At 40.5% G+C, this 24,364-nt stretch carries 22 protein-coding genes; 15 read left to right on the top strand and 7 right to left on the bottom strand.

Annotation, left to right across the window (positions count from 1 at the left end; all coding sequences use genetic code 11):
• From rseP to lpxA, 6 genes are read left to right on the top strand one after another with little or no spacing between them, the layout of a single operon-like run.
• A complete protein-coding gene (rseP, locus tag N5J47_RS04740; protein WP_279959006.1) occupies nt 1-1,356 on the top strand; it encodes an RIP metalloprotease RseP in 1,356 nt (451 codons plus the stop codon).
• A gap of 34 nt (nt 1,357-1,390) precedes the next feature.
• A complete protein-coding gene (bamA, locus tag N5J47_RS04735; protein WP_279959007.1) occupies nt 1,391-3,904 on the top strand; it encodes an outer membrane protein assembly factor BamA in 2,514 nt (837 codons plus the stop codon).
• Between the two features lie 46 nt (nt 3,905-3,950).
• Nucleotides 3,951-4,439: an OmpH family outer membrane protein gene (locus N5J47_RS04730; RefSeq protein WP_267979452.1), complete on the top strand. Its 489-nt coding sequence runs from the start codon at nt 3,951-3,953 to the stop codon at nt 4,437-4,439.
• Nucleotides 4,440-4,442: 3 nt separating this feature from the next.
• A complete protein-coding gene (gene lpxD / locus N5J47_RS04725; protein WP_279959008.1) occupies nt 4,443-5,513 on the top strand; it encodes a UDP-3-O-(3-hydroxymyristoyl)glucosamine N-acyltransferase in 1,071 nt (356 codons plus the stop codon).
• A 6-nt stretch (nt 5,514-5,519) separates the two neighbouring features.
• On the top strand, nt 5,520-6,005 hold the full coding sequence (fabZ, locus tag N5J47_RS04720) for a 3-hydroxyacyl-ACP dehydratase FabZ (protein ID WP_010589348.1): 486 nt from the start codon (nt 5,520-5,522) through the stop codon (nt 6,003-6,005).
• The gene (gene lpxA / locus N5J47_RS04715; RefSeq protein WP_279959009.1) at nt 6,002-6,790 is read left to right on the top strand and encodes an acyl-ACP--UDP-N-acetylglucosamine O-acyltransferase; all 789 of its coding nucleotides are present in this window, start codon (nt 6,002-6,004) and stop codon (nt 6,788-6,790) included. The genes fabZ and lpxA overlap by 4 nt, the downstream gene beginning before the upstream one ends.
• Nucleotides 6,791-6,838: 48 nt before the next feature.
• Here the strand turns inward: lpxA and N5J47_RS04710 are convergent, their stop codons facing one another.
• Nucleotides 6,839-7,771 carry an AraC family transcriptional regulator gene (locus tag N5J47_RS04710; protein WP_267979450.1) on the bottom strand — a complete coding sequence of 311 codons (933 nt, stop codon included), beginning with the start codon at nt 7,769-7,771 and terminating at the stop codon, nt 6,839-6,841.
• 190 nt (nt 7,772-7,961) lie between these two features.
• On the opposite strand from N5J47_RS04710, the gene N5J47_RS04705 reads away from it, so the two are divergent.
• Both N5J47_RS04705 and gorA read left to right on the top strand, forming a co-directional pair.
• Complete coding sequence (locus N5J47_RS04705) at nt 7,962-9,206, top strand: alkane 1-monooxygenase (protein ID WP_279959010.1); 1,245 nt, start codon at nt 7,962-7,964, stop codon at nt 9,204-9,206.
• A gap of 157 nt (nt 9,207-9,363) precedes the next feature.
• A complete protein-coding gene (gene gorA / locus N5J47_RS04700) occupies nt 9,364-10,716 on the top strand; it encodes a glutathione-disulfide reductase (protein WP_279959011.1) in 1,353 nt (450 codons plus the stop codon).
• 55 nt (nt 10,717-10,771) lie between these two features.
• Here the strand turns inward: gorA and N5J47_RS04695 are convergent, their stop codons facing one another.
• From N5J47_RS04695 to N5J47_RS04670, 6 genes are all read right to left on the bottom strand, one after another.
• Nucleotides 10,772-11,989 (bottom strand): ATP-binding protein, encoded by a 1,218-nt coding sequence (locus N5J47_RS04695; RefSeq protein ID WP_279959012.1) that lies wholly within the window; start codon nt 11,987-11,989, stop codon nt 10,772-10,774.
• A 134-nt stretch (nt 11,990-12,123) separates the two neighbouring features.
• Nucleotides 12,124-13,323: an acyl-CoA dehydrogenase family protein gene (locus N5J47_RS04690; protein ID WP_279959013.1), complete on the bottom strand. Its 1,200-nt coding sequence runs from the start codon at nt 13,321-13,323 to the stop codon at nt 12,124-12,126.
• Nucleotides 13,324-13,338: 15 nt separating this feature from the next.
• On the bottom strand, nt 13,339-14,625 hold the full coding sequence (locus N5J47_RS04685; RefSeq protein ID WP_279959164.1) for an acyl-CoA dehydrogenase family protein: 1,287 nt from the start codon (nt 14,623-14,625) through the stop codon (nt 13,339-13,341).
• Between the two features lie 225 nt (nt 14,626-14,850).
• Complete coding sequence (locus tag N5J47_RS04680; protein ID WP_279959014.1) at nt 14,851-15,519, bottom strand: DUF3800 domain-containing protein; 669 nt, start codon at nt 15,517-15,519, stop codon at nt 14,851-14,853.
• A gap of 197 nt (nt 15,520-15,716) precedes the next feature.
• Nucleotides 15,717-17,090, bottom strand: coding sequence for an AarF/ABC1/UbiB kinase family protein (locus N5J47_RS04675; RefSeq protein WP_279959015.1), 1,374 nt, complete (start codon nt 17,088-17,090; stop codon nt 15,717-15,719).
• Between the two features lie 195 nt (nt 17,091-17,285).
• The gene (locus N5J47_RS04670; protein ID WP_279959016.1) at nt 17,286-17,588 is read right to left on the bottom strand and encodes a hypothetical protein; all 303 of its coding nucleotides are present in this window, start codon (nt 17,586-17,588) and stop codon (nt 17,286-17,288) included.
• Nucleotides 17,589-17,756: 168 nt separating this feature from the next.
• Here N5J47_RS04670 and ybaK point away from each other — a divergent pair, with 168 nt between their 5' ends.
• The 7 genes from ybaK to N5J47_RS04635 all read left to right on the top strand — a co-directional run bounded on the left by ybaK (nt 17,757) and on the right by N5J47_RS04635 (nt 24,291).
• Complete coding sequence (ybaK, locus tag N5J47_RS04665; protein WP_279959017.1) at nt 17,757-18,224, top strand: Cys-tRNA(Pro) deacylase; 468 nt, start codon at nt 17,757-17,759, stop codon at nt 18,222-18,224.
• Between the two features lie 306 nt (nt 18,225-18,530).
• Nucleotides 18,531-20,663, top strand: a complete 2,133-nt coding sequence (locus N5J47_RS04660; RefSeq protein ID WP_279959018.1) for an HAD-IA family hydrolase — start codon at nt 18,531-18,533, stop codon at nt 20,661-20,663.
• A 73-nt stretch (nt 20,664-20,736) separates the two neighbouring features.
• Nucleotides 20,737-21,360, top strand: a complete 624-nt coding sequence (locus tag N5J47_RS04655) for a 2'-5' RNA ligase family protein (protein ID WP_279959019.1) — start codon at nt 20,737-20,739, stop codon at nt 21,358-21,360.
• Nucleotides 21,361-21,362: 2 nt separating this feature from the next.
• Nucleotides 21,363-21,881 carry a bifunctional adenosylcobinamide kinase/adenosylcobinamide-phosphate guanylyltransferase gene (gene cobU / locus N5J47_RS04650; protein ID WP_279959020.1) on the top strand — a complete coding sequence of 173 codons (519 nt, stop codon included), beginning with the start codon at nt 21,363-21,365 and terminating at the stop codon, nt 21,879-21,881.
• 1 nt (nt 21,882) lies between these two features.
• Nucleotides 21,883-22,950: a nicotinate-nucleotide--dimethylbenzimidazole phosphoribosyltransferase gene (cobT, locus tag N5J47_RS04645; RefSeq protein WP_279959165.1), complete on the top strand. Its 1,068-nt coding sequence runs from the start codon at nt 21,883-21,885 to the stop codon at nt 22,948-22,950.
• Nucleotides 22,943-23,548, top strand: a complete 606-nt coding sequence (locus N5J47_RS04640) for a histidine phosphatase family protein (protein WP_279959021.1) — start codon at nt 22,943-22,945, stop codon at nt 23,546-23,548. Before cobT ends, N5J47_RS04640 begins: the two co-directional genes overlap by 8 nt.
• Nucleotides 23,548-24,291, top strand: coding sequence for an adenosylcobinamide-GDP ribazoletransferase (locus N5J47_RS04635; protein WP_279959022.1), 744 nt, complete (start codon nt 23,548-23,550; stop codon nt 24,289-24,291). The genes N5J47_RS04640 and N5J47_RS04635 overlap by 1 nt, the downstream gene beginning before the upstream one ends.
• Nucleotides 24,292-24,364 lie beyond the last annotated feature (73 nt).

The raw sequence follows: 24,364 nt of genomic DNA, 5'->3' as shown, positions 1-24,364 counted from the left end.
ATGAATGCACTATTTATGATTGTTGCAGCGATTTTATTACTTGGTCCACTGATTGCAATTCATGAGTTTGGCCATTATTGGGTGGCGCGTAAACTTGGCGTCAAGGTTCTGGTGTATTCGATCGGCTTTGGCCCAACCTTGCTGAAATGGCAGTCTAAAAAATCTGGAATCCAGTATCAGCTTTCGGCATTGCCTTTAGGAGGCTATGTCAAAATGCTGGACGAGCGTGAGGGCAATGTCGCTGAAAAGGACTTGCCTTACGCCTTTAACCGTCAGTCTCCGTGGAAGCGTATTGCCATCGTTGCAGCGGGTCCATTGATCAATCTTATTTTTGCCGTGTTGTTGTTCTGGGTTTTATTTTTACCAGCCCAGGAACAGCTAAATACCCGTATTGGCAAGATTATCCCCAACACTCCCGCAGCGCAGGCTGATTTGCAAGTGGGTGACAAAATTCTGGCTGTTGATGGTCAAACAACGCCAACATGGGAAAAACTGAATTATACCTTGGTCAATCGTGTGGGAGAGACAGGGCAAGTTTCCATCAATGTTGATCGTGCAGGTACTGAAAAGCAGTTTAGTTTACCAATCAAGGATTTCCTGAAAGATCAAAGCCAGTCACCTTTGGATATACTGGGCTTCTTGCCTTATCGTCCAGTCATTCCTGCAACCGTGAAAGAATTAAGTGCAGATGGTGCCGCTTCACGTCAGGGAATGAAAGTCGGTGATCGTATCGTGGCAATTGACAATGTTGCCATGAAAGACTGGTTTGATGTGGTTGATGTGGTTCAGAATTCACCTGAAAAACTTTTAAACATTGATGTGATGCGTCAGGGACAACTGGTGCATTTGCAGGTGATGCCACAAGGTCAGCGTGACAATATGGGCAATACCACAGGTGTGCTGGGGGTGAAAAGTGACGCGGGCAAGATCACCATTCCTGCTGAATACAAGCAAACCATTCAGTATTCACCGATCGAAGCGTTGGGTGTTGCGGTAGATAAAACCACACAGCTTTCGGGCATGATCTTTAACTCAATCACCAAGATGGTGCGTGGCTTAATTGGACTGGATAATTTGTCAGGACCAATTACCATTGCCAAAGTGGCTGGACAAAGCGCTGAAATGGGGTGGCAAACCTTTATCTCATTTATGGCCTTGATGAGTGTCAGTCTGGGCATCCTCAACTTGCTTCCAATCCCGATGCTGGATGGTGGTCATTTGGTGTATTACTTTATTGAAGCCATTCGTGGCAAACCTGTTTCTGAACAAATACAGATATTTGGTCTAAAAGTTGGTATGGTACTGCTCGGTAGCATGATGCTTTTGGCTTTATTTAACGACTTCATGCGTTTATAAAAACGCAAATGGAATTTAACTTACTGGAAAATATATGGGCATGCGTCACACACATTTATTAATGCCTTTGGCACTGGTTAGTGCGATGGCAGTGGTACAACAAGCATACGCAGCAGATGAGTTTCTTGCACGAGATATACGAATTGATGGCCTAGTGCGTTTAACACCTGCAAGTATTTATTCGATGTTACCAATAAATAGTGGCGATAGAGTAAGTGATCCAATGATCGCTGAGGCAATCCGTACCCTATATGCGTCAGGCTTGTTTGATGATATCAAGGCTTATAAAGAAAAAGACGTTCTGGTTTTTAAGGTTGTTGAACGTCCAGTCATTTCCAAGCTTGAATTCAAGGGCAATAAACTCATTCCGAAAGAAGCCTTGGAGCAGGGCTTAAAGAAGATGGGTATTGCTGAGGGTGAGGTCTTTAAAAAGTCAGCCCTGCAAACCATCGAAACGGAGCTGGAACAGCAATATACCCAGCAAGGTCGTTATGATGCCGATGTGACTGTGGAAACGGTTGCTCGTCCAAACAACCGCGTTGAGTTGAAGCTAAACTTTAATGAAGGTACGGCTGCAAAAGTTTTTGACATTAATATTATTGGTAATACTGTTTTTAGTGACAGTGATATCAAACAGGTATTTGCCGTTAAGGAAAGTGGCTGGGCCTCTGTTGTAACCCGTAATGACCGCTATGCGCGTGAGAAAATGGCGGCAAGTCTTGAGGCTTTACGTGCCCTCTACCTAAACAAGGGTTATATCAACTTTAATATTATTAACTCTCAACTTAATATCAGTGAGGATAAAAAGCATATCTTCATTGAGGTTTCGGTTGACGAAGGTGGCCAGTTTAAGTTTGGTGAAACCAAGTTTCTGGGCGATGCACTATATAAGCCAGAAGAATTGCAGATGCTTAAGCTGTATAAAGATGGTGAAACCTATTCACAGGAAAAAGTAAACGCGGTTAAGCAACTGTTGCTCCGTAAGTATGGTAATGCAGGCTATTACTACGCTGAGGTAAATATCGTACCTGAGATCAATAACCAGACAGGTATTGTCAACCTCAATTACTATATCAACCCAGGTCAGCAAGTCACTGTACGTCGTATCAACTTTACAGGCAACAGTAAAACGGCCGATGAAGTGTTGCGTCGTGAAATGCGTCAAATGGAAGGCGCATTGGCAAGTAATGAAAAAATTGACTTGTCCAAAGTGCGTTTGGAACGTACAGGCTTCTTTAAAACGGTTGATGTCAAACCTGTTCGCGTGCCAAACTCACCTGACCAAGTTGACTTGAATGTCAATGTTGAGGAGCAACATTCTGGTACAACCACACTTGCGGTTGGTTATTCTCAAAATGGCGGTGTCACATTCCAGGCTGGGCTCAGTCAAACCAACTTTATGGGAACTGGTAATCGTGTTGCGATTGACCTGTCCCGTTCAGAAACACAGGATTACTATAACCTCAGTGTGACTGATCCATACTTCACCATCGACGGTGTGAGCCGCGGCTACAACGTTTATTATCGTAAAACCAAGTTAAACAAGGACTATAACGTCAATAACTATGTCACTGACAGTGTTGGTGGAAGTTTGAGTTTCGGTTACCCGATTGATGAAAACCAAAGTTTAAGTGCGTCTATTGGTATTGACCAGACCAAGGTAAGAACGGGTCCAAGCGTTTCAACCTATATTCGTGATTATCTTTTAGCAAATGGCGGTAAGGCGACAGGTAGTGCGACGTATTGCCCTGAAGACCAATGGGCGAAAGATGCTGATGGAAAATATACAGGTGAGTGTAATCCAGGCGGGGAAATTACCTACGATAATGCCTTTGAAGGTGAGTTCCTGACCTATACCTTAAACTTGGGCTGGTCATACAATACTTTGAACAGACCAATTTTCCCAACCTCAGGTATGTCACATCGTGTAGGTCTTGAAGTTGGTATTCCAGGCAGTGATGTTGATTACCAAAAACTTACTTATGATGCTCAGGCATTCATGCCATTATGGGGCGGATTTGTACTGCGCGGTTATGGCAAGCTGGGCTATGGTAATGACTTGCCATTCTATAAGAACTTCTATGCTGGTGGTTATGGATCGGTTCGTGGTTATGATAACAGCTCACTGGGACCTAAATATCCAAGTGTAATTTTCCAGGAAACTGGCCAAAGCGATCCAGATCCTGAAGAAGTGGGTGGTAACGCACTGGTTCAGTTTGGTACAGAGTTGGCGTTGCCATTACCATTTAAAGGTGACTGGGCACGTCAGGTTCGGCCAGTATTGTTTGCCGAGGGTGCGCAGGTATTTGACACCAAGTGTGATGTGCCAAGTGGTAACATTTTGGTGAACAGTAGCAATGTTGATATCAAGCAGTACTGTAAGGACAACTACAATTTTAATTTTGACAACATGCGCTACAGTGTGGGTGTTGGCTTTACATGGATTACCATGATTGGTCCATTATCGTTGAGTTATGCATTCCCACTGAATGACAAGAAAGGCGATGATACCAAATCAATCCAATTTGAAATCGGTCGTACATTCTAAGTACGACCTCAGTTTGAACTCTGCAAAACAGATAAGGGATGTAATAATGAAAACATTAACAATGCTTATGTTAGGTTTAGGATTAACGGTTTCAGCAGTCGCAAACGCGGGTGGTATAGGTGTTGTGGACCTGGCTAAGGTCGTTGAGAGCAGTACCTATTTAAAACAGCAAAATGACAGCTTGGGTCAATCAGTTAAACCGACTTCAGCTAAACTGGAACAGTTAGGTAAAGAGATTGAAAGTTTGCAGCAAAAAGCCCAGTCCGCTAATCAGGCTGATTTACAGAAATTAAGTGGCCAGTATCAGGCCAAGGTCAATGAGTTTAATACGACTCAACAAGGTCTACAGACCAAAGTACAGACGACTTTGCAAACGATGAATACAAATTTTGAGAATCGTGTGAAGCAGGCCGCTGAACAATTAAGAAAAGAAAATAACCTGGATTTTATTTTAAATAAAAATTCTACGATTGCCTCTGACGCTCAGTATGATTTAACTGATAAAATGATTCAAAAGGTTAATGCAATGAAATAATCAATGAATAGACGTAGTTATCGTTTAGAAGAAATTGCTCACCTTGTCAAAGGTGAGTGTTTCGGTGAAAAAGATTTTCAGGTTTTTAATTTAGCAAGTTTAGAACAGGCACAAAATCAGCATATCTGTTTTGTGAATGGGGATAAATACCTATCGCAAGCAGAAGCAAGCCAGGCAGGTGCCTACATTGTCACCGCAGCGCTCAAGCAACAACTTTCCTCAAAAAATAACTTTATTGTCGTTGATAATCCTTATCTCGCGTTTGCGACTTTGACCCATATATTTGAAAAGAAAATTACCCAAAGGGGAATTTCAAGTACTGCTAAAATCCATCCCTCAGCCATCATTGCTGATGATGCCTATATTGGTCATTATGTGGTGATTGGTGAAAACTGTGTGGTGGGCAGCAATACCATTATTCAGGCCCATGCCTTTATTGATGATCAGGTTGAAATTGGCAAGGACTGTTTTATTGATGCACATGTCACCATTACAGGGGCTGCCAAGCTTAAGGATCGTATCCGTATCCATGCCAATACAGCGATAGGTGCAGAAGGGTTTGGCTTTGCGCCTTATCAGGGAAAATGGCATCGCATTGCACAACTGGGTTCGGTTCAGATTGGTAATGATGTCCGTGTTGGTTCAAATTGCAGCATTGACCGTGGTGCCTTGGATGACACTATTCTGGAAGATGGTGTCATTATTGATAACCTTGTGCAAATCGCACATAACGTTCAAATTGGTCAACATACAGCCATCGCTGCAAACACGGCAATTGCTGGAAGTGTCCGAATTGGCAAAAACTGTATTATCGGTGGTGGTAGTGCCGTTGCAGGGCATTTAAATATTGCGGATAATGTGACACTTACTGGAATGTCAATGGTCACAAAAAGTATTTCTGAGGCGGGAACCTTTTCTTCGGGAATTGGACTGTTTGAAAATAGTCACTGGAAAAGAACTGTGGTACGCCTTAGACAATTAGCAGATGTGCCATTGACCCAGATCACCAAAAGGCTTGATCATATGCAAGCTCAATTAGAGTCCCTTGAATCAACCCTTAAGTTACGTAAATAATTTATTATGACCGAGTCAACATTTCCAGCATTCACAATGCCTGAATTACCGATGGATATTCTTACCATTCGTGAATATTTACCGCATCGTTATCCTTTCCTGTTAGTCGATCGAGTTACGGGAGTCACTGAGAACAGTATTGTCGGTTATAAAAACGTATCTATCAATGAAGAGTTCTTGCAGGGACATTTCCCAACCTACCCAATTATGCCAGGTGTACTCATCATTGAAGCACTTGCCCAGGTTTCAGGTATATTGGGTTTTGTTTTGACCAATCAGAAGCCGAGTGAGGGTTCCTTGTTTCTTTTTGCTGGTGCAGAAAAAATAAGATTTAAGAAACAGGTTGTTGCAGGTGACCAGCTTATCTTAAAATCTGAACTTGTGATGCAAAAACGTGGTATTTACAAGTACAATTGTACTGCCAGTGTTGACGGTATTGTTGCTGCAACAGCCGAGATCATGATTTCCCACCAAAAAATTGAGCAGACATGACTAGTCAAAATTTAATACATCCTACAGCAATAATTGACCCGTCTGCAAAAATTGCCTCTGACGTACAGATTGGCCCATATTGTGTGGTTGGGCCAAATGTCAGTATTGATACTGGTACAAAGTTACATTCGCATGTGGTCATTGGTGGTTTTACACGAATTGGTAAAAACAACGATATTTTCCAGTTTTCCAGCATTGGGGAAATTTGTCAGGATTTAAAATACAAGGGTGAGGAAACCTGGCTGGAAATTGGCGATCACAATTCCATTCGTGAACATTGTACCTTGCATCGGGGTACGGTACAGGATCAGAGCCTGACCAAAATTGGTAGTCACAACCTGTTGATGGTGAATACGCACATCGCCCATGACTGTATGATTGGTGACCATAATATTTTTGCCAATAATGTCGGTATTGCAGGGCATGTGAATGTCGGTAACCATGTCATTGTTGGTGGAAATGCAGGCGTCCATCAATTCTGCCGTATTGATTCATATAGTATGATTGGTGGTGCTGCGCTTATTCTTAAAGATGTGCCAGCTTATGTACTGGCTTCTGGTAATCCAGCACATGCACATGGTTTGAACATTGAAGGGATGCGACGTAAGGGCTGGTCACGGGATACGATTCAGGGCTTAAGAACAGCCTATAAACTGATTTATAAATCAGGTTTGACCACTGAACAGGCTATTGCACAGATTCGTAATGAAATTTTAGATGATGTGCCAGAAGCCCAACTGTTGATTGATTCTTTAGAAAAATCGACACGTGGGATTGTACGTTAGGTTTAATTTCAATATAAAAAAAGACACTTCGGTGTCTTTTTTATTGGCTTAGTTTTCTTCCTCAACAAACTGTTGTCGGTATTGTTTGGGAGACAGTTCAAAGGTGCGTTTAAACGCCTGGCTAAAAGCGGTTTCTGAAGAATACCCCACTTTATTGGCAATTTGCTGAATGGAATAATTGCTTTTACGCAAGTATTGACTCGCCAGACGCATACGATGTTGCTGCAAATAGGCAAGTGGTGATTCACCAATAACCTCATGAAATAAGCTGGCAAACTTTGAGCGTGACATACAGCATTGTTCAGCAAGAGTTTCAACAGTCCAGGCATCTTCTGGATGGTTGTGAATCGCGGCAAGGCTATTGCTGAGTTCGGGGTGGTTTAAGGCACTCAGCCAGCCATGTTGAGTTGAGATTTGCTGGATATGATCCCGAATACACTTGATGAGTAAGATATTCACCAGATGGTCAATGATAATGTCCCGTCCAGCCTGAATGTTCTGCGTTTCCAGTGCAAGAAAGTGCAGGCCGATCTGTAGCCATTCAGGTGCAGTGGTATCTCCGTGCTGGATATGAATCAGCGATGGCAATGCCTGAATAAATGGACGTGCCATGATGGTATCAATTTGGCAGCGTACTGCTAAAATCAGGTTTTTTTCTGCCGATTCAGTGCCAAATTCAACAGCATCATCCTTATGTCCATTAAAGAATTTTGAAATATCTACCGCATTTACCAGCTTGGTCACGGCATTATCTGCGCCCGTATGAGCTTTTCCAGAGGGAATCACCACAATTTCACCCGCCTGGGCTGTTAAGCTGTTGTGTGTGTCAATCTGGATATAAACGGAACCCACCAGAACAATATAAACAATCAGGGCCGTTTGATCCTGACAGATAAAACTCCATTCTCCCTGAGTTTTCAAATAGATATATTCAGTGTGATTTAAATGTATATCAGCAAATATTTTACTTAAAGCATCCATATGATTTTAAAACTATGTATTCATTTTAAATTATAGAGAGCTACTGCAAGAACACAATATGTGTTTATAGGACAAAAACAGGGGTGATGATGCCAAAGACTTTGACATAGGTTTTTTGGACGCTTGCAACTGTCATGAAAGCCATAATTCCTCAAAATATGCATATATATACAAAGACATGGATATGATGATGAATGCGCCAGTAAATGTGAAGCAAGAACTTACGCCAGTAAGCATTCCAAAATCAAAAACTGAATTGGATCGTAAACGTTATTTATGGGCAATTAGTCCAGCTTTACCTGCAATCGGCATTGGTATTTTAGCAGGTTATCAATTTGCTCCTCGTCCATTCAAAAAGATTTTTGCGCTGGGTGGTCCAATCGTTCTACATATTGTGATCCCAACCATTGATACTCTTATTGGTAAGGACGCAAACAACCCAACAGATGAAGACATTAAACTGCTAGAGAAAGACCCATATTATTCTCGTTTAGTTAAAAGTTTTATCCCGTTGCAATATGCAGCCAATGTGTATGCATGTTATCTATCAAGCCGTAAAGAAACATCTTTCATTGATAAGGTTTTGCTTGGCATTTCAATGGGAGCAGTGAATGGTATTGCGATTAATACCGCACATGAACTCAGCCATAAGCATGACCGTATAGACCATATTCTGTCGCATTTGGCCCTTGTGCCTACTGGATATAACCATTTCCGTGTAGAGCATCCTTATGGGCACCATAAACGTGCTGCAACACCAGAAGATCCAGCATCTTCCCAGATGGGTGAAACATTCTATGAGTTCTGGCCCCGTACAGTCATTGGTTCTTTTAAATCTGCTGTTGAGATTGAAACCAATCGTTTAAAACGTAAAGGTAAGGAATTCTGGTCTACTGAAAATGAATTGTTGCAAGGCTGGGGAATGAGTGCCGCATTTCATGGCTCAATGATTGGTCTGTTCGGTAAAGGTGTCATTCCTTATTTAGCCACTCAGGCATTCTATGGGATTAGTCTGTTCGAGATTATTAACTATATTGAACACTATGGTTTGAAACGCCAGAAAGATAAGAATGGTAAATATGAGCGTACTATGCCAGAGCATAGCTGGAACAATAACAATATCGTGACCAACTTGTTTCTGTATCAGTTACAGCGCCACTCTGACCATCATGCTTATCCAACACGCCCATTTCAGGCATTGCGTCACTTTGATGAAGCACCTGAACTGCCAAGTGGTTATGCAAGTATGCTGTTGCCTGCGTTAATTCCACCATTATGGTCAAAAATGATGGATAAGCGTGTATTTGATCATTACAAGGGTGACCTGAATAAGGCCAATATCTATCCAAAACGCCGAGCAAAAATCTTTAAGAAATTTGGTGTCGTGGATCAGTCTTTACAACAAGCACCAGTTGAAGCTGTAACAACTGAATAATACAAAAGCTTTCCCAAAGCAGGGCACTGATGAGTAATCATCAGTGCCTTTTTAGTTTCTTGTATAAAAAGCTTAACCAAGTACAGATTTTGAATATTATTGCTGTATATCTATGTATAACTTAAAAATAATCTTGTAATTGATTTATGAGGCAATAATGACAAAACATTATGACTATATTGCGATTGGTGGTGGAAGTGGTGGGATTGCATCTGTAAATCGCGCTGCGATGTATGGAAAGAAATGCGCCTTGATTGAAAAGGCTGAGATTGGTGGAACCTGTGTCAATGTTGGCTGTGTACCTAAGAAAGTCATGTGGTATGCAGCACAAATTGCTGAAATCATTCAAAAATATGGTCCTGATTATGGGTTCAATAGTAAGTTGGAATCTTTCGATTGGCACACCTTGATCAAGAATCGCCAAGCTTATATTGAGCGTATTCACCAATCCTATCAAAATAGCCTAAGTAAGAATCAAGTTGATCTTATATATGGCACAGCAACTTTTATTAATTCACATACCATTGAAGTGAATGGAGAAGAATTAACAGCTGATCATATCTTAATTGCCACGGGAACTCAGCCATCATTACCTGAAATTGAGGGAGTTGAGCATGGGATTGATTCCAATGGTTTCTTTGAATTACCTGCTTTACCTAAAACAGTTGCAGTGATTGGGTCTGGTTATATTGCGGTTGAGTTGGCTGGCGTATTGAATGCTTTAGGTTCTCAGGTTGGGCTGTTTATCCGTAAGGATTTACCTATACGTCGTTTTGAGCAGTTCATCAGTGAAACTTTGGTTGAAGTGATGCAAACGGATGGTATTAAGGTATATACACAAGCCACGCCTAAAAAGGTGACAAAGAATGCTGATGGTTCGGTGATGCTACATTTAGAAAATGGTGAAAGTCATACAGTAGATTACTTAATCTGGGCAACTGGACGAGAGCCGAATACAGCAAGCCTAAATCTGGACCAAGCCAATGTTCAGCTTGATGAACGAGGTTATATTCAAGTGGATCAATTCCAGAATACATCACAGGTAGGAATCTATGCAGTGGGTGATATTACGGGGAAAATGGAGCTTACGCCTGTAGCAGTCGCAGCAGGTCGAAGATTATCAGAACGGCTTTTTAATCATAAGCCTGATGAATATTTGGATTATGACAATATTCCGACAGTGGTGTTTAGCCATCCACCTATAGGGACGGTTGGGATTACCGAAAAAGAAGCCATTGAACAATATGGTCAGCAATCGGTAAAAGTTTATCACTCATCATTTACATCTATGTTTAGTGCAGTGACTCAACATCGTCAACCCACCAAAATGAAACTGGTTTGCGTGGGTGAAGATGAGAAAATTGTCGGTATTCATGGAATTGGTTTTGGGATGGATGAGATTCTTCAAGGTTTTGCGGTGGCCTTAAAAATGGGCGCGACTAAAAAAGATTTTGATAATACCGTTGCGATTCATCCAACATCTGCGGAAGAGTTTGTGACGATGCGATAATGATAGCTGCCTAATCTCAGTTTAATTTACGATTGGATCGTAAATTAAACTGGATTTAAATAAAGTTAAAAGGTAACGCGAGTAAGTTTTCGGCAAGCCATAGCTTTTGTGGATATTGATTAATGATTGTACCATGGGCGATGGTGAGTTCATTGTGAGGTAAATGATTACGCAAAATATCAAATGCCTGTGCCATACGTTTATTGGGATTGGCAGTCATCTTGATTTCTATGGGATATAAGGTTTGGTCATATTCAATCAGTAAATCAATTTCCTTTTGATTGGTATCTCGGTAAAAGTAAATAGGTGGTTCTTTTCCTTGATTATAGAAAGATTTAATAATTTCACTCATCACAAAGCTTTCGAAAAATTGCCCATTTTTCGCCCCTTGTTGAATGGTTTCAGGGGTTAACCATTTGGTTAGCCATGCCATCAACCCAGTATCTAACATATAGATTTTTGGAGTCTTAATGGCACGTTTAAGATGATTATTGCTATAGGGTTGTAGTAAATAAACAATACCTGAGGTTTGTAAAATGGTTACCCAACGTTTTACCGTATCGACTGAAATCCCGACATCTTGAGCCACACTGCTATAGTTAAGCAACTCACCACTTCGTGCAGCAATTGCAACCATGAACCGCGTGAAATCAGTAATATTACTGATATGAGTCAGTTGACGTACATCTCGTTCAATGTAGGTGGAAACGTAAGAAGCATAATAAATGTCCCAATCTGTTTCCTGTTCATACAGCCGTGGCAAGTAACCTTGATGAATGGTTTTCCATACATCAACTTCCTGTAAATGAGATTCACGTTGTTGGATGTAGTCTAGACTTGGGACAAAAGCTTGATCAAATGTAATCTTTTGGATTTCTCGTAATGATAAACCTGATAATTTTAAAATTGCAATCCGTCCTGCCAAGGACTCACTGACATTGTGCATCAATTCAAATGCTTGCGAACCTGAGAGTAAAAACATACCATTTTGTTTCTGTTTATCGATTGCGAGTTTTAATAGAGAGAATAATTCAGGGGCATATTGCACTTCATCCAAAATCACATTATTTGGATAATTGAGTAAAAATAGATTAGGTTCTTGCTTGGCTTGGTCGAGTAATAAGGGATCATCGAAACTGACATAACGATACTTATGTGCTGTATGCTGCAAAAGTGTAGATTTCCCCACTTGTCTTGGACCAGTAATCAATACAGCAGGGAATTGCCGCATGAGTTTGGTAAGCGTATTTTGTAAATGACGGGGGATATACATGGGAAATCTAGTTTAATTTACGATTAAACCTAATATTAAACTAGATTTTAACGTGTGTCTTCGCTTTTTGTGAACATGAATAATTAGAAAAGACTCGAAAGCCTTTTCTAACTGAACACCTTTATAGATTTAGGTTACTTTAATTCGCTTGAAGATTTACCCAATTCACGACGGGCAATAATCAATTGCTGAATTTGCTGTGTACCCTCGAAAATATCGAGAATTTTTGAGTCACGTGACCATTTTTCCAGTAGTTCATCCTCGCCATAGCCAACACTTGCAGCGAGCTCGACACATTTCAGTGTAATTTCATTGCCTACACGTCCAGCCTTGGCTTTGGCAATTGAAGCTTCTTTGGAGTTAGGTTTCTTATTGTCAGCCATCCATGTTGCCTTAAGTACCAATAAACGGGCAGCTTCCCATTCGGCTTCCATACGGTAAATCTGTGCAGCTAAATTGGAAGACTGTAAATATGGTGTTTTGTATTCAGCATCTAACTGGTCTTTGAAAATTTCCTTGATGCGCTCCAATGAAGCTTTGGCACAACCAACCGCCATAGCCGCAACCAGTGGACGCGTATTGTCAAAGGTTTCCATCACACCAGCAAAGCCTTTGGCGACATCAATTTCAGGATTTCCCAATAGATTGGCAGCAGGCACACGACAATCCGTAAAGCTAATCACCGCCGTATCTGAGGCTTTAATCCCGAGCTTGTGTTCCAGACGTTCAACTTTCATGCCTGCCGTACCTTTAGGCACAACAAAGGATTTAATTGCGGCACGACCCAGTTTCTTATCCAGTGTGGCCCATACCACCACTGAATCAGCACGTTCACCAGAGGTAACAAAAATTTTCTCACCATTCAGGATATAATCATCACCATCCTTGGTCGCAGTAGTACGGATTGCAGCTGAGTCTGAACCACAACCAGATTCAGTAATGGCCATAGCAGCCCAGGTGCCTTTGAAACGTTCCAGTTGTTCATCATTGGCAACCGCAGCAATCGCTGAGTTACCTAAACCCTGACGTGGCATACTAAGCAATAGGCCTGTATCGCCATAGCACATTTCAATAATGCCGAGTGCAGCCGACATATTACCACCATTTACGATGGCATCTGGATTGGCTGTACCTCGTTTACTGGCATTGGCAGCGCCCACACCTTCACCACTTTCATTCATACCATCCAATAGGGCAGCCAGCATGTCCAATTCTTTTGGATAGGCATGTTCAGCTTTATCATATTTGCGGGAAATTGGACGGAGTACATTGATTGCTGTTTCATGTGCCTGATCAACCAGCATTTTAAATTTTTTCGGATTTTGTAAGTTCATTATTATTCTCCAAAATTAAGCATGTAAGCCAGAATGTAAAATTGCGGTTGCACGTAAGTCACGATACCAGCGTTCAACAGGGTGTTCTTTGGTAAAACCATGCCCACCTAGAATCTGAACGCCGTCTGTACCCATCTTCATCGATTTTTCAGCGCAGAGTAAACGTGCCAGATAGGCTTCACGATGGAACGGTTTGCCTGCTTCTGCCAGGCTTGCGGCATTGAGTACCAGCATACGCATGGCATCAATCTCAATTGCCATGTCTGAAATCATGAATGCCACGCTTTGACGATGTGAGATTGGCTCACCAAAGGCGGTACGCTCATTGGCATATTTAATACAGTAAGCTTTTATTGCTTCACAAGTGCCAATCGCCATGGCACACCACATCAGATTGCCAAGATCGACAAAAGCTGTATAGTCAAAGTCTGCATCACCTAAGCGTAAGGCAGAGGTCTGGTTAAACTGTAGTGTTGCTGTTTCTGCCGCTTTTAATCCCATCGCTGGATTGGCTTTGATGGAAATGCTTTCATCACACTGCACCACGAAAATATCAGGTTGGCCATTAAACTCAGCACTGACTAGGAATACATCTGCTGTATCACCCAAAACCACCAAAGTTTTTTCACCTGTAATGGTAATTTGACCATTATTTTCAGTGGCTTTGGTTTTTAACTGGAATGGGTTAAATGCAGGGGTTGCTTCCTGAAAAGCAAATGTCGCCGTAACATCGGTATCTTCTGCGAATACTGGTAAGTACATGGATTGAACTTGCGTAGAACCCCAACGGGTAAGCGCATTAATCACGCTAAATGTGCTGAGTAAGCCAGCCGTTAAACTGAAATCGCCTTTTGCCAAACTTTCAGCGATCAGGATATTACTGACAATATTTTGTTCTGCTGCAACACCACCTAACGCTTCAGGAAGTGCGTAGTAGTTTAAGCCTAGATCAACCAAATGCTGCCAAAGTTCTTCTGGGAACTGGGCATTATGGTCAGCATCATGGGCCAAGGTATATAAAACTTCCTGAGCAAACTGTGACATTGCATCGACAGTCATTTGTTGTTCTTCAGTTAAGCTTAGATCAAATAGATTTTTGTTGGCTTGACTTGGGAGACGTTGCTTATCAAGCGGTTGCGGCTTAAACGCTTTCTGTGTTTTGGTCAGAACTTTAAAGCCTGTTTTTGAACCTTGATAGAGTGATTTCTCTACAAACTTTCTTAATTTGAGTTGGTCAAGTACTTCGCTTCCTGCAATTTTTGTGATTAAAGATAGCCCGAAACCTTGAGCCTTATTCATCATATTCGACATGACTTTATCCTAGGGGATGATTGTAAAATTATGCTGACATGCTCTGGTTAAAAAAACTATGTCTTGTTTGACATGCTTATTTGAGAATGATAAAGGGTAATATAGGGGGATTAAACGAATTATCTTTTTGTTTTTTATTTGTTTTTAAAAATATTAAAAAAATAACTGTTAAAAAAATTGACCAAACTGACAAAGTCAATTGGCTGAATATAAATATTATTCAAAAAATAGTAATTCGTTGGATGGCGTGACAATATCTAAATACTGGTCTATACGTGTATCTTTAAACTCATATTTACTCCATATCAGTCCTGCATAAAAATCTATGAATTGCAGTTCTTTGGTTACTCGGCTGTCAAAAGGCTTTATATTTAAGCTTTCATTTTCAATATCATTCAACTGAGCACATTCAGCGAGCATTTGTTTTAGATATATTTCCAGATTCCAACCAACATTCACTTTCTCACAACGGGAATCAGGCATAAAATCAATGTGTTTATACCTGCATAAATGATCTAACAGCATGGTTTTAACCATGTAGTTGTATAGCGCGTTTGGATCATTTCTGAGTTTACTTTTCACTCTTTTCTTGTTAACAGTGATTGAAATTAACTTAATATCAGGATGATCAATATGTAACTTGAGGAGTTGCTTGATGAACTGTTCCTTTTCTTTTGAGCTTAAATCGTAGGATTTTAACTCGTTGCTAAAAGGACGTTTTCTGGCTTTATAAAAACCTGTCACAATACGATTGAGATGTTTTGTCTTTTCCTTAGGGCAGAGTACGCTTGCAATTGTTAATGTTCGACTAGAACCACCTTTTCCATAAGGTGCAGTGAATGTCCAGCCTAAATCACCACTTTCATCTAAATAGATTGCAACCATCCAAACCCCAAAAAGACAAAAAGCCCAATAAATGGGCTTTAAGATAAGTGTGTAACCTAGTATTGGCGAACTTACAGAACGCTTACGATCATAACGGCATTTATCGCAATGGCTCTAGGCTGATTATTTATAACATCTCCGTTATTACAGTTCTATTATTATTCATATATGAATAATTTGCAATGCAAAAGTGTAGCTTACGCAAACTCACGAATCATTTTACGCACATTGGTCTTTGCTTCAATCACTGTCATAAAGGTATAGGCACCAATAAACTTACGGCTAATGAACATAAATTCCTTGGGTGGAACAGAGAAATAGCGAGATGCCATTGACTGTGCAGCCTGCTGCATGACACGGCTATGAAGCTGGCTTTTCTTCCAGTCATAACGATCCTGCTCATCCATAACGCCTGCTGGTATATCTGGATTATTGGCTGGACAGCTAAAAGCTTCTGTTGCGATCAGGAAGACATCTGCCATACCTGGTTTGATACTTTCAGGCATTGCATCAAAAAACTCGTAGCCTGTCATCGCTTTAACCATTTCATCTTTGTTGTGGTTATAACCAGCATGGATCAGGTTACGTGCGACGGTCAATAAATTGTCATCAAACTGGCGAATTGCACCAAAGTCGAGGAGAACAATTTTGTCCTTTATATCATCACCATTACCCAAACGAACAAGATAATTACCGAAGTTTGGGTCGGTTTGCATTTCACCCCATTCAAACAGCTCTCGTACTGCAATTTCTAAAGAAGCTTCACCAAGTTGGTTACGACGTTCCTGAGGAAGAGAAAGCATCACAGGGCTGTTTACAGGCACACCACGTTCAAATGTCATGCAGAGCACTTTTTCAGCGCAGAATTCATCGACAATTTCAGGAACGATATAGCGAGGGTCATCTTTCAGACGTTCAGCAAAGCGACGAGTTGTTGCTGCCTCAATCCCGTAATCCACTTCACGATGCATCATTTCACGGACTTCATCAAACCACTGATCAAATTCACGCGTTTGCGGCACCATACGGGTGAGTTTTAGCATGTTTTTGAAAAGATTCATGTCTGAGTCAATTGCTTCAGCGACACCTGGGTATTGAATCTTTAAGACAAGTTCCAAACCATCTGATTTACGTGTGGCACGGTGTACCTGAGCCAGTGAGGCCGTTCCGATAGGTTCATGGTCAATGGTCAGTTCATCTAGTTTTGAACCCAACTGTTCCTGTAAATGTGCCTTAATTGCTGGCCAAGCCAGGGCAACAGTCTGGTTATTTAGCGTGTTTAATGCTTGAGTAATTTCTTCTGGCAGAAAATGTTCGCCGTATAAAGCCATCATTTGCCCAATCTTTACGATTGAACCTTTTAATTTCCCAATCTCAGAAACTAAATAGTGTGCCTGTTCAGCCATGGCTTTTTTACGTTTCTTCTCTTTTTCTTCTTCACTGGAGAAAATGGAAGTCGCACTTGCAGTTGCCCAACGTGTTCCAGCAAGTAAAGAGGCTTTTGCAATAGATAAGCGGCGATCCACCGATGAGGTTTTTAGGTTCTTAAGCTTATCGTTCTGATCTGACATGAAAGAAAAATCCTATGCTGAAATCGGAGGGGAGGAAAGCCGAGAGTTAAATTGTAGTGGATATTACAGCTTTTGAACGTATTAAAATAGTTCAATCGCTTGAATTATCAGTCTAAATTTGTGAAATAGATCAATATTATCAAAATAGCCTAAGTAAGATTTTTATCTTTAAATCGGTTTTGATATACATTTGTCCTAAATCTTAAACTGAATTTTTAATGATGACTTTCGCATTAAAGCTACTCTGTTTGTGTGAATATGCTTGATGAGCATACGTTTCACATGGTTATGATGAAAGCCTAATGCATGGGCTTTGACAATAATAATACTGGGGAGGGTGAAGAAAAAATACTTGGTATCGTCTAAAGTCGCATCCTTAAAAATACCTTCTTCAATAAGTATATCTCTCAGAAATTGCTTTTCAGCCTGTATTGTAGAAGATTCATCATCCCAATAATTCTGGCGCATTGCCATTAAATTATTATGTTTGTAACTCATAAATGACTTGAGCCTTGTGCATTTCACCTTGAATAAATATATGAGGCGCATTGCCCAATTATCAAGATATGGATTTATATTAAAATAGCCTAAGTAAAATTTAATTATCTATCCAAATTTGCTACAGTTATACCCATTTTAAATCTAGATTTAATTGACCTGAAAAATATGACGCCAGCTTGCAAGTTATTAGAAAAGAATAAAATCCCGTTTTCAATTCATGAGTATGAACATGATAGCAATGCTAAAAGTTTTGGCTTGGAAGCGGCAGAAAAACTGAATCTTCGGGTAGAGGAAGTGTTTAAAACCTTACTGGTAACTGACGAAAAAAACTTTTTCGTTGCTATTTTGCCTGTCAATCATCAACTTAATTTAAAAAAAGTTGCCACAGCAGTTGGATGCAAGAAACTACAGATGGCAAATCCGAAAGATGCTGAGCGTTTGACAGGTTATCTGGTGGGAGGAATTAGCCCATTGGGACAGAAGAAACGCCTAAAAACGGTGATTGATGAAACGGCGAAACTGTTGACCAAAATTTATGTGAGTGGTGGGAAAAGGGGATTGGATATTGGTCTGGACCCTCAAGATTTAGCAAAACTGCTTGGCGCAACTTTTTCGGATGTTTTGGATCAGTAGATATATGGAGTGGTAGATATTTTAGGAATATTTACACTTTGATGCTACTGAAAATGTTGATATAAGATGATCAATAAAATCCATCATAGAAGATTTTTCTCCTATAAATTAACGCTATAACGATTAAAAAAGAATCATATTTTTTTAAATGATGCAACTGTTCTGATCAATAAATAGATATTTATATATAAATTAAAACATATTTGATTGTTTTTTGTTCAAATTTATTTCATTTGTTTACTATTTGAATTTTAAGCCTATTTTTTGGTTACCCTATAAAACGTATAACAAAACAAAGGAGTAACAATGCTGATTTTTCATGATTATCCTGTCCAAGGGGCAATTTTTGATATGGATGGAACAATGTTTGATACAGAGCGATTACGCTTTCAGACATTAAAACAGGCCTCTCAGGAACTCATTGGACAGGAATTTTCAGATGATTATTTGATGCAGTGTCTGGGCTTAAGCGCCAAAACTGCTGAACAACTTGCAAAAAAATATTATGGAGACAACATCTCCTATCAAGAGATCCGTCAACGTGCAGATACCTTGGAACTTGAGTTGATTCGTCAAAATGGTGTTCCAGTCAAGAAAGGGTTGATGCAGGTTCTGGAACGCTTAAGAAAATCTGGTTTAAGAATGGCTGTGGCGACTTCAAGCCGTCGGGCGATTGCGGAAGAATATTTAATTAATGCCAATGTCTATAAATTTTTTGATCTATTGGTCTGTGGTGATGAAGTTGAACGGGGCAAGCCACATCCAGAAATTTTTATACAGGCAGCACAAAAACTAAATTTACAGCCTAAACAATGCCTTATGTTTGAAGACTCCGAAAATGGAATTTGCTCAGCCTGTGATGCAGGTGGTATTACGCTGTTATTTAAAGATATTAAAGAACCCAATGATCAGATGCTTTCCAAGGCAAAGTTTTATTATCAGGATATTTACGAGTGTCTGAATGCTTTGGATCAATATATTCCTGAAATGGGCATGCCACAGCTACAGGAACCGTTTCCACAAAGCCTGAACCAGTTGATTGTGGGGATTCATGGTTTTGGCGCGATTGGTGGTGGATATATTGCCCAGATTTTATCTCACTGGGATGGATTTACCCGACCACAGCGAATTTTAGCATCGACCCGCAACCGTTTATATCTTGAGTCAGTTAATAGTTTTGCCAGCTACAGCATCCGCTATGGCCAGTGTTCTTACGATGAGCGGATTGAGAATCTAACAGTGATCAATGCTGACAATGAACAACAGATGTTGGATATGTATATACAATCCAGTTTGATTGCACTGTGTCTACCTGAACAGGCGATTGCATCTGAAGCAAAAATCATTGCCAAAGGTTTACTGGCACGTTTTTTGTCACAGGACACACAGAACGATGAACCGATTACATTCCTAATCGTGTTGAACAAGGTTGGAGCCAAGTTCCTGATTCTAAAATGTCTCCGTGAAGCACTGCTTGAAATCACGGATGAGGATATTGCCGAGCATATTTTAAGTGAACACTATTTCTGTGACACTGTGGTTAATCGGATGGTGTCCAAGCTCAGCGATCAGGCACTGTATCGCCAGTTGAACATCAAGCACCGTTTATTTAAGCAATATCAGAATGATTTAAATCAGGACACCATAGAATTGTCAGATGAAACGGCGTTGTCTGAAAAACAGGAACAACAACTCACGGTGTGTCTGGAGGATATGCGCGGACAATTTCAGGCAGGGCAGTTTTTACAAAATATGGACTTGATTTTGTTCAATAGCGAAGTGGATATGCCAATTTATGTAGAAAATCGCAGTCCGTTGCTGAGCAAAATGCGCCAAATGATTTTGGTTGATCATATTTCTGATATTCAGATCATCAAGAATCGTTTGTGGAATGGTTGTCATGCCATGCTGGCGTGGCAGGCGAGTCTAGCTGGACATGAAACCATCGGTATTGCCTTAGCCGATTCAGGGCTTAAAAACTTTATGACTCAATTGGTTGATGAAGTTAAGTTGGGTTTGGGAAGTATTGTGCCAAACCAGTCGAAAGAGTTGGATCGTATGGCGGAAAGTTTTTTAAATTCTTGTCGATCAGCTTATAAAGATCCGTGTGAACGTGTAGCAAGAAATCCCTTATGCAAGCTGAATGTGAATGAGCGGGTTTTGGGCAGTATTGAAAATCATATTCAGCAACAGCTTCCTTATCAGAACCTATTAACAGGTGCAATTGGGGGTTATGTCTATGCATTGACCATACTGGCATTGGATGAAATTGAAATTGTGCAGCATCTACAGGAAAATGTTGCAAAACTAGACATTTTAGATTCCCAGAAACAGGCCTTGCTTAACTTGTTATATGAGGGAATTCAGCAACAGCTTCAAAAAACTCCACTTTATTCCAATGTTCAAAAAGCCTGGATGACTTCGGCTGAATATGTCTAAATTCAATATTCAGCCTTAAGTTTTTTGGCAAATTATGTTTGAATAGCACAACTTTAAAGTCATTCTAAATGTTGTGTTATTACAAGCATCCAGTCAACTTGTCGCCACTAAAATCCGAGACTATCCTGAATGGCATCGTGGACGTTCTGATTATGGGGTGTGGTATATTGAGATTTGCCAATCTGAACTCATCAGCTATTTAGATGAGATCAGGGCACAATTTTCAGATTTACTGATCAAGTCTAACCAGCGCCAATATCACATCACACTATTTGTTTGTGGTTTTCTAAATTCTCATCATCCCAATTTTGATGATGATTTTGAAATTCAGACCTTAAATCACCAGATTGAATTACTTCAACAACTACAGCTAGAACCTTTTGAGCTGGAAATTACCCAGCTTGATAGCTTTAGTAGTGCATTATTTCTACATATCCATGATCAAAAGGATATCCTGAATAAAATTCGTAAGCAACTTGCACAAAGTTCAACAGAGATTGCAGCAGTTGATTATTGTCCACATATCACATTGGGGCTTTATGGTGATACTTGGGCCAGTGATTTGGTTCTGCAACATATTCAAAAACTGCCACTAAAAAACATGAAAATTCAGGTGAACCAACTCACTTTCGGCTATTATAAAGCCCAGATTTTACAAGGATTACTTTATCCTTATCATCAAATTCCATTAGGTTAAATATGTTGCAACTGATTTTAGGTGGCGCACGTTCAGGTAAAAGCCGTCTGGCTGAACAGATTGCTAAAGACAGTGGTTTATCAGTTGTCTATATTGCAACGGCGCAGGCATTGGATGAAGAAATGCAGCAACGCATTCAACATCATCAGCAACAACGTCCAAGTCATTGGCAACTCTGTGAAGAGCCAATTTTCCTGGCAAATCAATTGCTGCAACTTGATCAAAAAAATCAACTCATTTTGGTAGATTGCCTGACCTTGTGGCTGACCAATTTATTATTGGCTGAAGATGCAGCATTACAGCAGCAACAAACCGAAAAATTACTGAAAGTATTGCCCCAATTGAAATCAGACATCATTTTAGTGAGTAATGAAACAGGGCTTGGTGTTGTGCCGATGGGTGAAATCAGCCGACGTTTTGTGGATGAGGCAGGGCGTTTACATCAGGTATTAGGCCAATTGGCGGATAAAGTGGTGTTTTGTGTGGCAGGATTTCCAATGATTTTAAAAGGTGAAAAATAATATGGCTGAGCAGGCTTATTGGTGGATGGAAGCTGTAAAGCAACCTGATCTGGATGCAAAATTGCAGGCTGAGCAACGTCAATTACAACTGACCAAACCGACAGGTGCACTGGGTGATTTAGAACAGATTGCAATTACCTTGGCAAGTTTACAGGGTACGGTTTTTCCAAAAATCAATAAACCGTGGATTAGCATTTTTGCAGGTGATCATGGCGTGGTGGAAGAAAATATTTCGGCGTATCCTCAAGCTGTAACCCGCCAAATGCTGCAAAATTTTGCATCAGGTGGTGCAGCGATCAGTGTGATTGCCAAGCATCATCAGGCCCATTTACAGGTGATTGATTGTGGAACGGTGGGTGATGCTTACAATTATACAGGCGTTGAACGCCACTGTATTCGTGCAGGTACGGCAAACTTTGCCAAACAGGCTGCAATGACTGAACAAGAGTGTCAGGCCGCATTACAATTGGGTAAAAACAGCGTAGACCTAGCAAAATCGAAAGGGGCTGATATTTTTATTGCGGGTGAGATGGGCATAGGCAATACCTGTTCAGCTTCAGCACTTGCCTGTTTACTGCTAGATGAATCAGCGCAACAGCTTACAGGTGTGGGCACGGGGATTAATACTGAGCAATTACAACACAAGATTAACGTGATTGATCAGGCAGTGAAATTACATAAAAATGATGTGACCAATAATCCGTTGAAAATTTTGGCAGCGGTCGGTGGGCTGGAAATTGCCGCCATGGCAGGAGCATATCTGCGTTGCGCACAAATGGGGGTGCCAATCGTTGTTGATGGTTTTATCAGCTCGGTTGCTGCCTTATGTGCGGTTCGTATTCAGCCACAGGTCAGGGAATGGATGTTATTTGGTCATCAATCGGCTGAATATGGTCATCAACGTATTTTAAAAGACTTAAATGCCCAACCGATTTTAAACATGAACCTGCGTTTAGGTGAAGGCAGTGGTGCTGGTTCAGCACTTTCAATGATACAGCTTGCCTGTGTGTTGCATAATCAAATGGCAACTTTTGCAGAAGCGGCGGTTTCAGGTGATAAAGTTGGCTAATTTTCGGCTGGACTTGTTGCGTCACGGTGAGACAACTTTAGGTAATACACTTCGTGGGCAGCTTGATGATGAACTGACAGAACAGGGCTGGTTGCAGATGCAGGCGACCATTCAACATCATCTTAATCAAAAGACTTGGGATTTTATTGTAAGTTCACCCTTACAGCGTTGCCGATTATTTGCCGAAAAATTGTCACATGATTTACAACGACCCTTATTGATAAATGAATATCTCAAGGAAATGCATTTCGGTGATTGGGAGGGCATTTCCACTCAAACCATCTATGAAACATCACCTGAGTTATTGGCAAATTTCTGGCAATTTCCAACCCAATATCATACGCCAAACGGGGAATCTTTAGTCGAGTTTCATCAACGTGTCTTCAATGGTTTTCAGCAGATTGCCGAATATATGCAGCAACATCAATATCCGTCTGCATTGGTAGTCACACATGGCGGTGTGATTAAATTATTAAGTTGTTTGGCACAACAACAGCGTCTGGATGACCTGCTTAAAATGTCTGCTGAACTTGGGCAATTACATTCCTTTAGATTGTCTCATCAAGCAGCACAATTATCTTTTGAAAGGGTTGAGTAATGTTGCCATTTTTGATTGCCCTGCAATTTCTCACCATTGTTCCTGTGCAATTAAAGCAAATCCCCACGGCAAGGCAAAATTCACAATCCTTATTATTTTATCCTGTAATTGGTTTATTGATTGGGTTGGTTTTATTTGGATTATCGTTTGTTCTGATCAAGCTACCCGCCATTCTGTTAGCCAGTATTGTCTTGGTCGTCTGGATTTGGCTGACTGGTGGCCTACATTTAGATGGTCTTGCCGATACCGCAGATGCATGGGTAGGCGGTTTTGGAGATCGAGAACGTACCTTAAAGATTATGAAAGACCCAGCATGTGGTCCAATTGGTGTGCTCAGTCTGATTATGGTGTGCTTGTTAAAATTTGCAGCACTTTACGTTTTAGTTGAACAGCATTTGAATGCATTTTTAATTCTGATTCCTATGCTTGGGCGTAGTGTCGCCTTATTTTTGTTTTTGACCACAGCCTATGTCCGAGACAAAGGCTTGGGACGTTCAATGACAGATTTTCTTTCAAAAACTATTGCATGGATGGTTTTTGTCATTACATTATCATTGCTTTGTCTATTCAAATGGTATGGCTTAGCTGTATTTATTAGCTTTTTACTGTTACTTTTTTATTTGCGTTCGCTATTTATCAAAAGAATTGGTGGAATTACAGGCGATACCATTGGCGCAAGTATTGAATTAATCGAAATGAATGTACTGATTACATTTGTAGTTGCCTATTTTTATATTTCTTAATGTGTAAAAACAGCTTGAGATAATAATTAAAAAATCTTGAATATGTCCTAGAAATGCTTGTTCAACTTAACAA

Origin of the sequence: Acinetobacter sp. GD03645 (genome assembly GCF_029845285.1) — a bacterium.
Classification (GTDB): Bacteria; Pseudomonadota; Gammaproteobacteria; order Pseudomonadales; family Moraxellaceae; genus Acinetobacter; species Acinetobacter corruptisaponis.
The sequence above is the reverse complement of the archived record's forward strand: the minus strand, read 5'-3'. Positions and strand labels throughout refer to the sequence as shown.

What these genes read in the sequence shown, in the direction of transcription:
- rseP (WP_279959006.1), top strand. Translation starts at nt 1, where the DNA reads ATGAATGCACTATTTATGATTGTTGCAGCGATTTTATTACTTGGTCCA.
- bamA (WP_279959007.1), top strand. Translation starts at nt 1,391, where the DNA reads ATGGGCATGCGTCACACACATTTATTAATGCCTTTGGCACTGGTTAGT.
- N5J47_RS04730 (WP_267979452.1), top strand. Translation starts at nt 3,951, where the DNA reads ATGAAAACATTAACAATGCTTATGTTAGGTTTAGGATTAACGGTTTCA.
- lpxD (WP_279959008.1), top strand. Translation starts at nt 4,443, where the DNA reads ATGAATAGACGTAGTTATCGTTTAGAAGAAATTGCTCACCTTGTCAAA.
- fabZ (WP_010589348.1), top strand. Translation starts at nt 5,520, where the DNA reads ATGACCGAGTCAACATTTCCAGCATTCACAATGCCTGAATTACCGATG.
- lpxA (WP_279959009.1), top strand. Translation starts at nt 6,002, where the DNA reads ATGACTAGTCAAAATTTAATACATCCTACAGCAATAATTGACCCGTCT.
- N5J47_RS04710 (WP_267979450.1), bottom strand. Translation starts at nt 7,771, where the DNA reads ATGGATGCTTTAAGTAAAATATTTGCTGATATACATTTAAATCACACT.
- N5J47_RS04705 (WP_279959010.1), top strand. Translation starts at nt 7,962, where the DNA reads ATGAATGCGCCAGTAAATGTGAAGCAAGAACTTACGCCAGTAAGCATT.
- gorA (WP_279959011.1), top strand. Translation starts at nt 9,364, where the DNA reads ATGACAAAACATTATGACTATATTGCGATTGGTGGTGGAAGTGGTGGG.
- N5J47_RS04695 (WP_279959012.1), bottom strand. Translation starts at nt 11,989, where the DNA reads ATGTATATCCCCCGTCATTTACAAAATACGCTTACCAAACTCATGCGG.
- N5J47_RS04690 (WP_279959013.1), bottom strand. Translation starts at nt 13,323, where the DNA reads ATGAACTTACAAAATCCGAAAAAATTTAAAATGCTGGTTGATCAGGCA.
- N5J47_RS04685 (WP_279959164.1), bottom strand. Translation starts at nt 14,625, where the DNA reads ATGATGAATAAGGCTCAAGGTTTCGGGCTATCTTTAATCACAAAAATT.
- N5J47_RS04680 (WP_279959014.1), bottom strand. Translation starts at nt 15,519, where the DNA reads ATGGTTGCAATCTATTTAGATGAAAGTGGTGATTTAGGCTGGACATTC.
- N5J47_RS04675 (WP_279959015.1), bottom strand. Translation starts at nt 17,090, where the DNA reads ATGTCAGATCAGAACGATAAGCTTAAGAACCTAAAAACCTCATCGGTG.
- N5J47_RS04670 (WP_279959016.1), bottom strand. Translation starts at nt 17,588, where the DNA reads ATGAGTTACAAACATAATAATTTAATGGCAATGCGCCAGAATTATTGG.
- ybaK (WP_279959017.1), top strand. Translation starts at nt 17,757, where the DNA reads ATGACGCCAGCTTGCAAGTTATTAGAAAAGAATAAAATCCCGTTTTCA.
- N5J47_RS04660 (WP_279959018.1), top strand. Translation starts at nt 18,531, where the DNA reads ATGCTGATTTTTCATGATTATCCTGTCCAAGGGGCAATTTTTGATATG.
- cobU (WP_279959020.1), top strand. Translation starts at nt 21,363, where the DNA reads ATGTTGCAACTGATTTTAGGTGGCGCACGTTCAGGTAAAAGCCGTCTG.
- cobT (WP_279959165.1), top strand. Translation starts at nt 21,883, where the DNA reads ATGGCTGAGCAGGCTTATTGGTGGATGGAAGCTGTAAAGCAACCTGAT.
- N5J47_RS04635 (WP_279959022.1), top strand. Translation starts at nt 23,548, where the DNA reads ATGTTGCCATTTTTGATTGCCCTGCAATTTCTCACCATTGTTCCTGTG.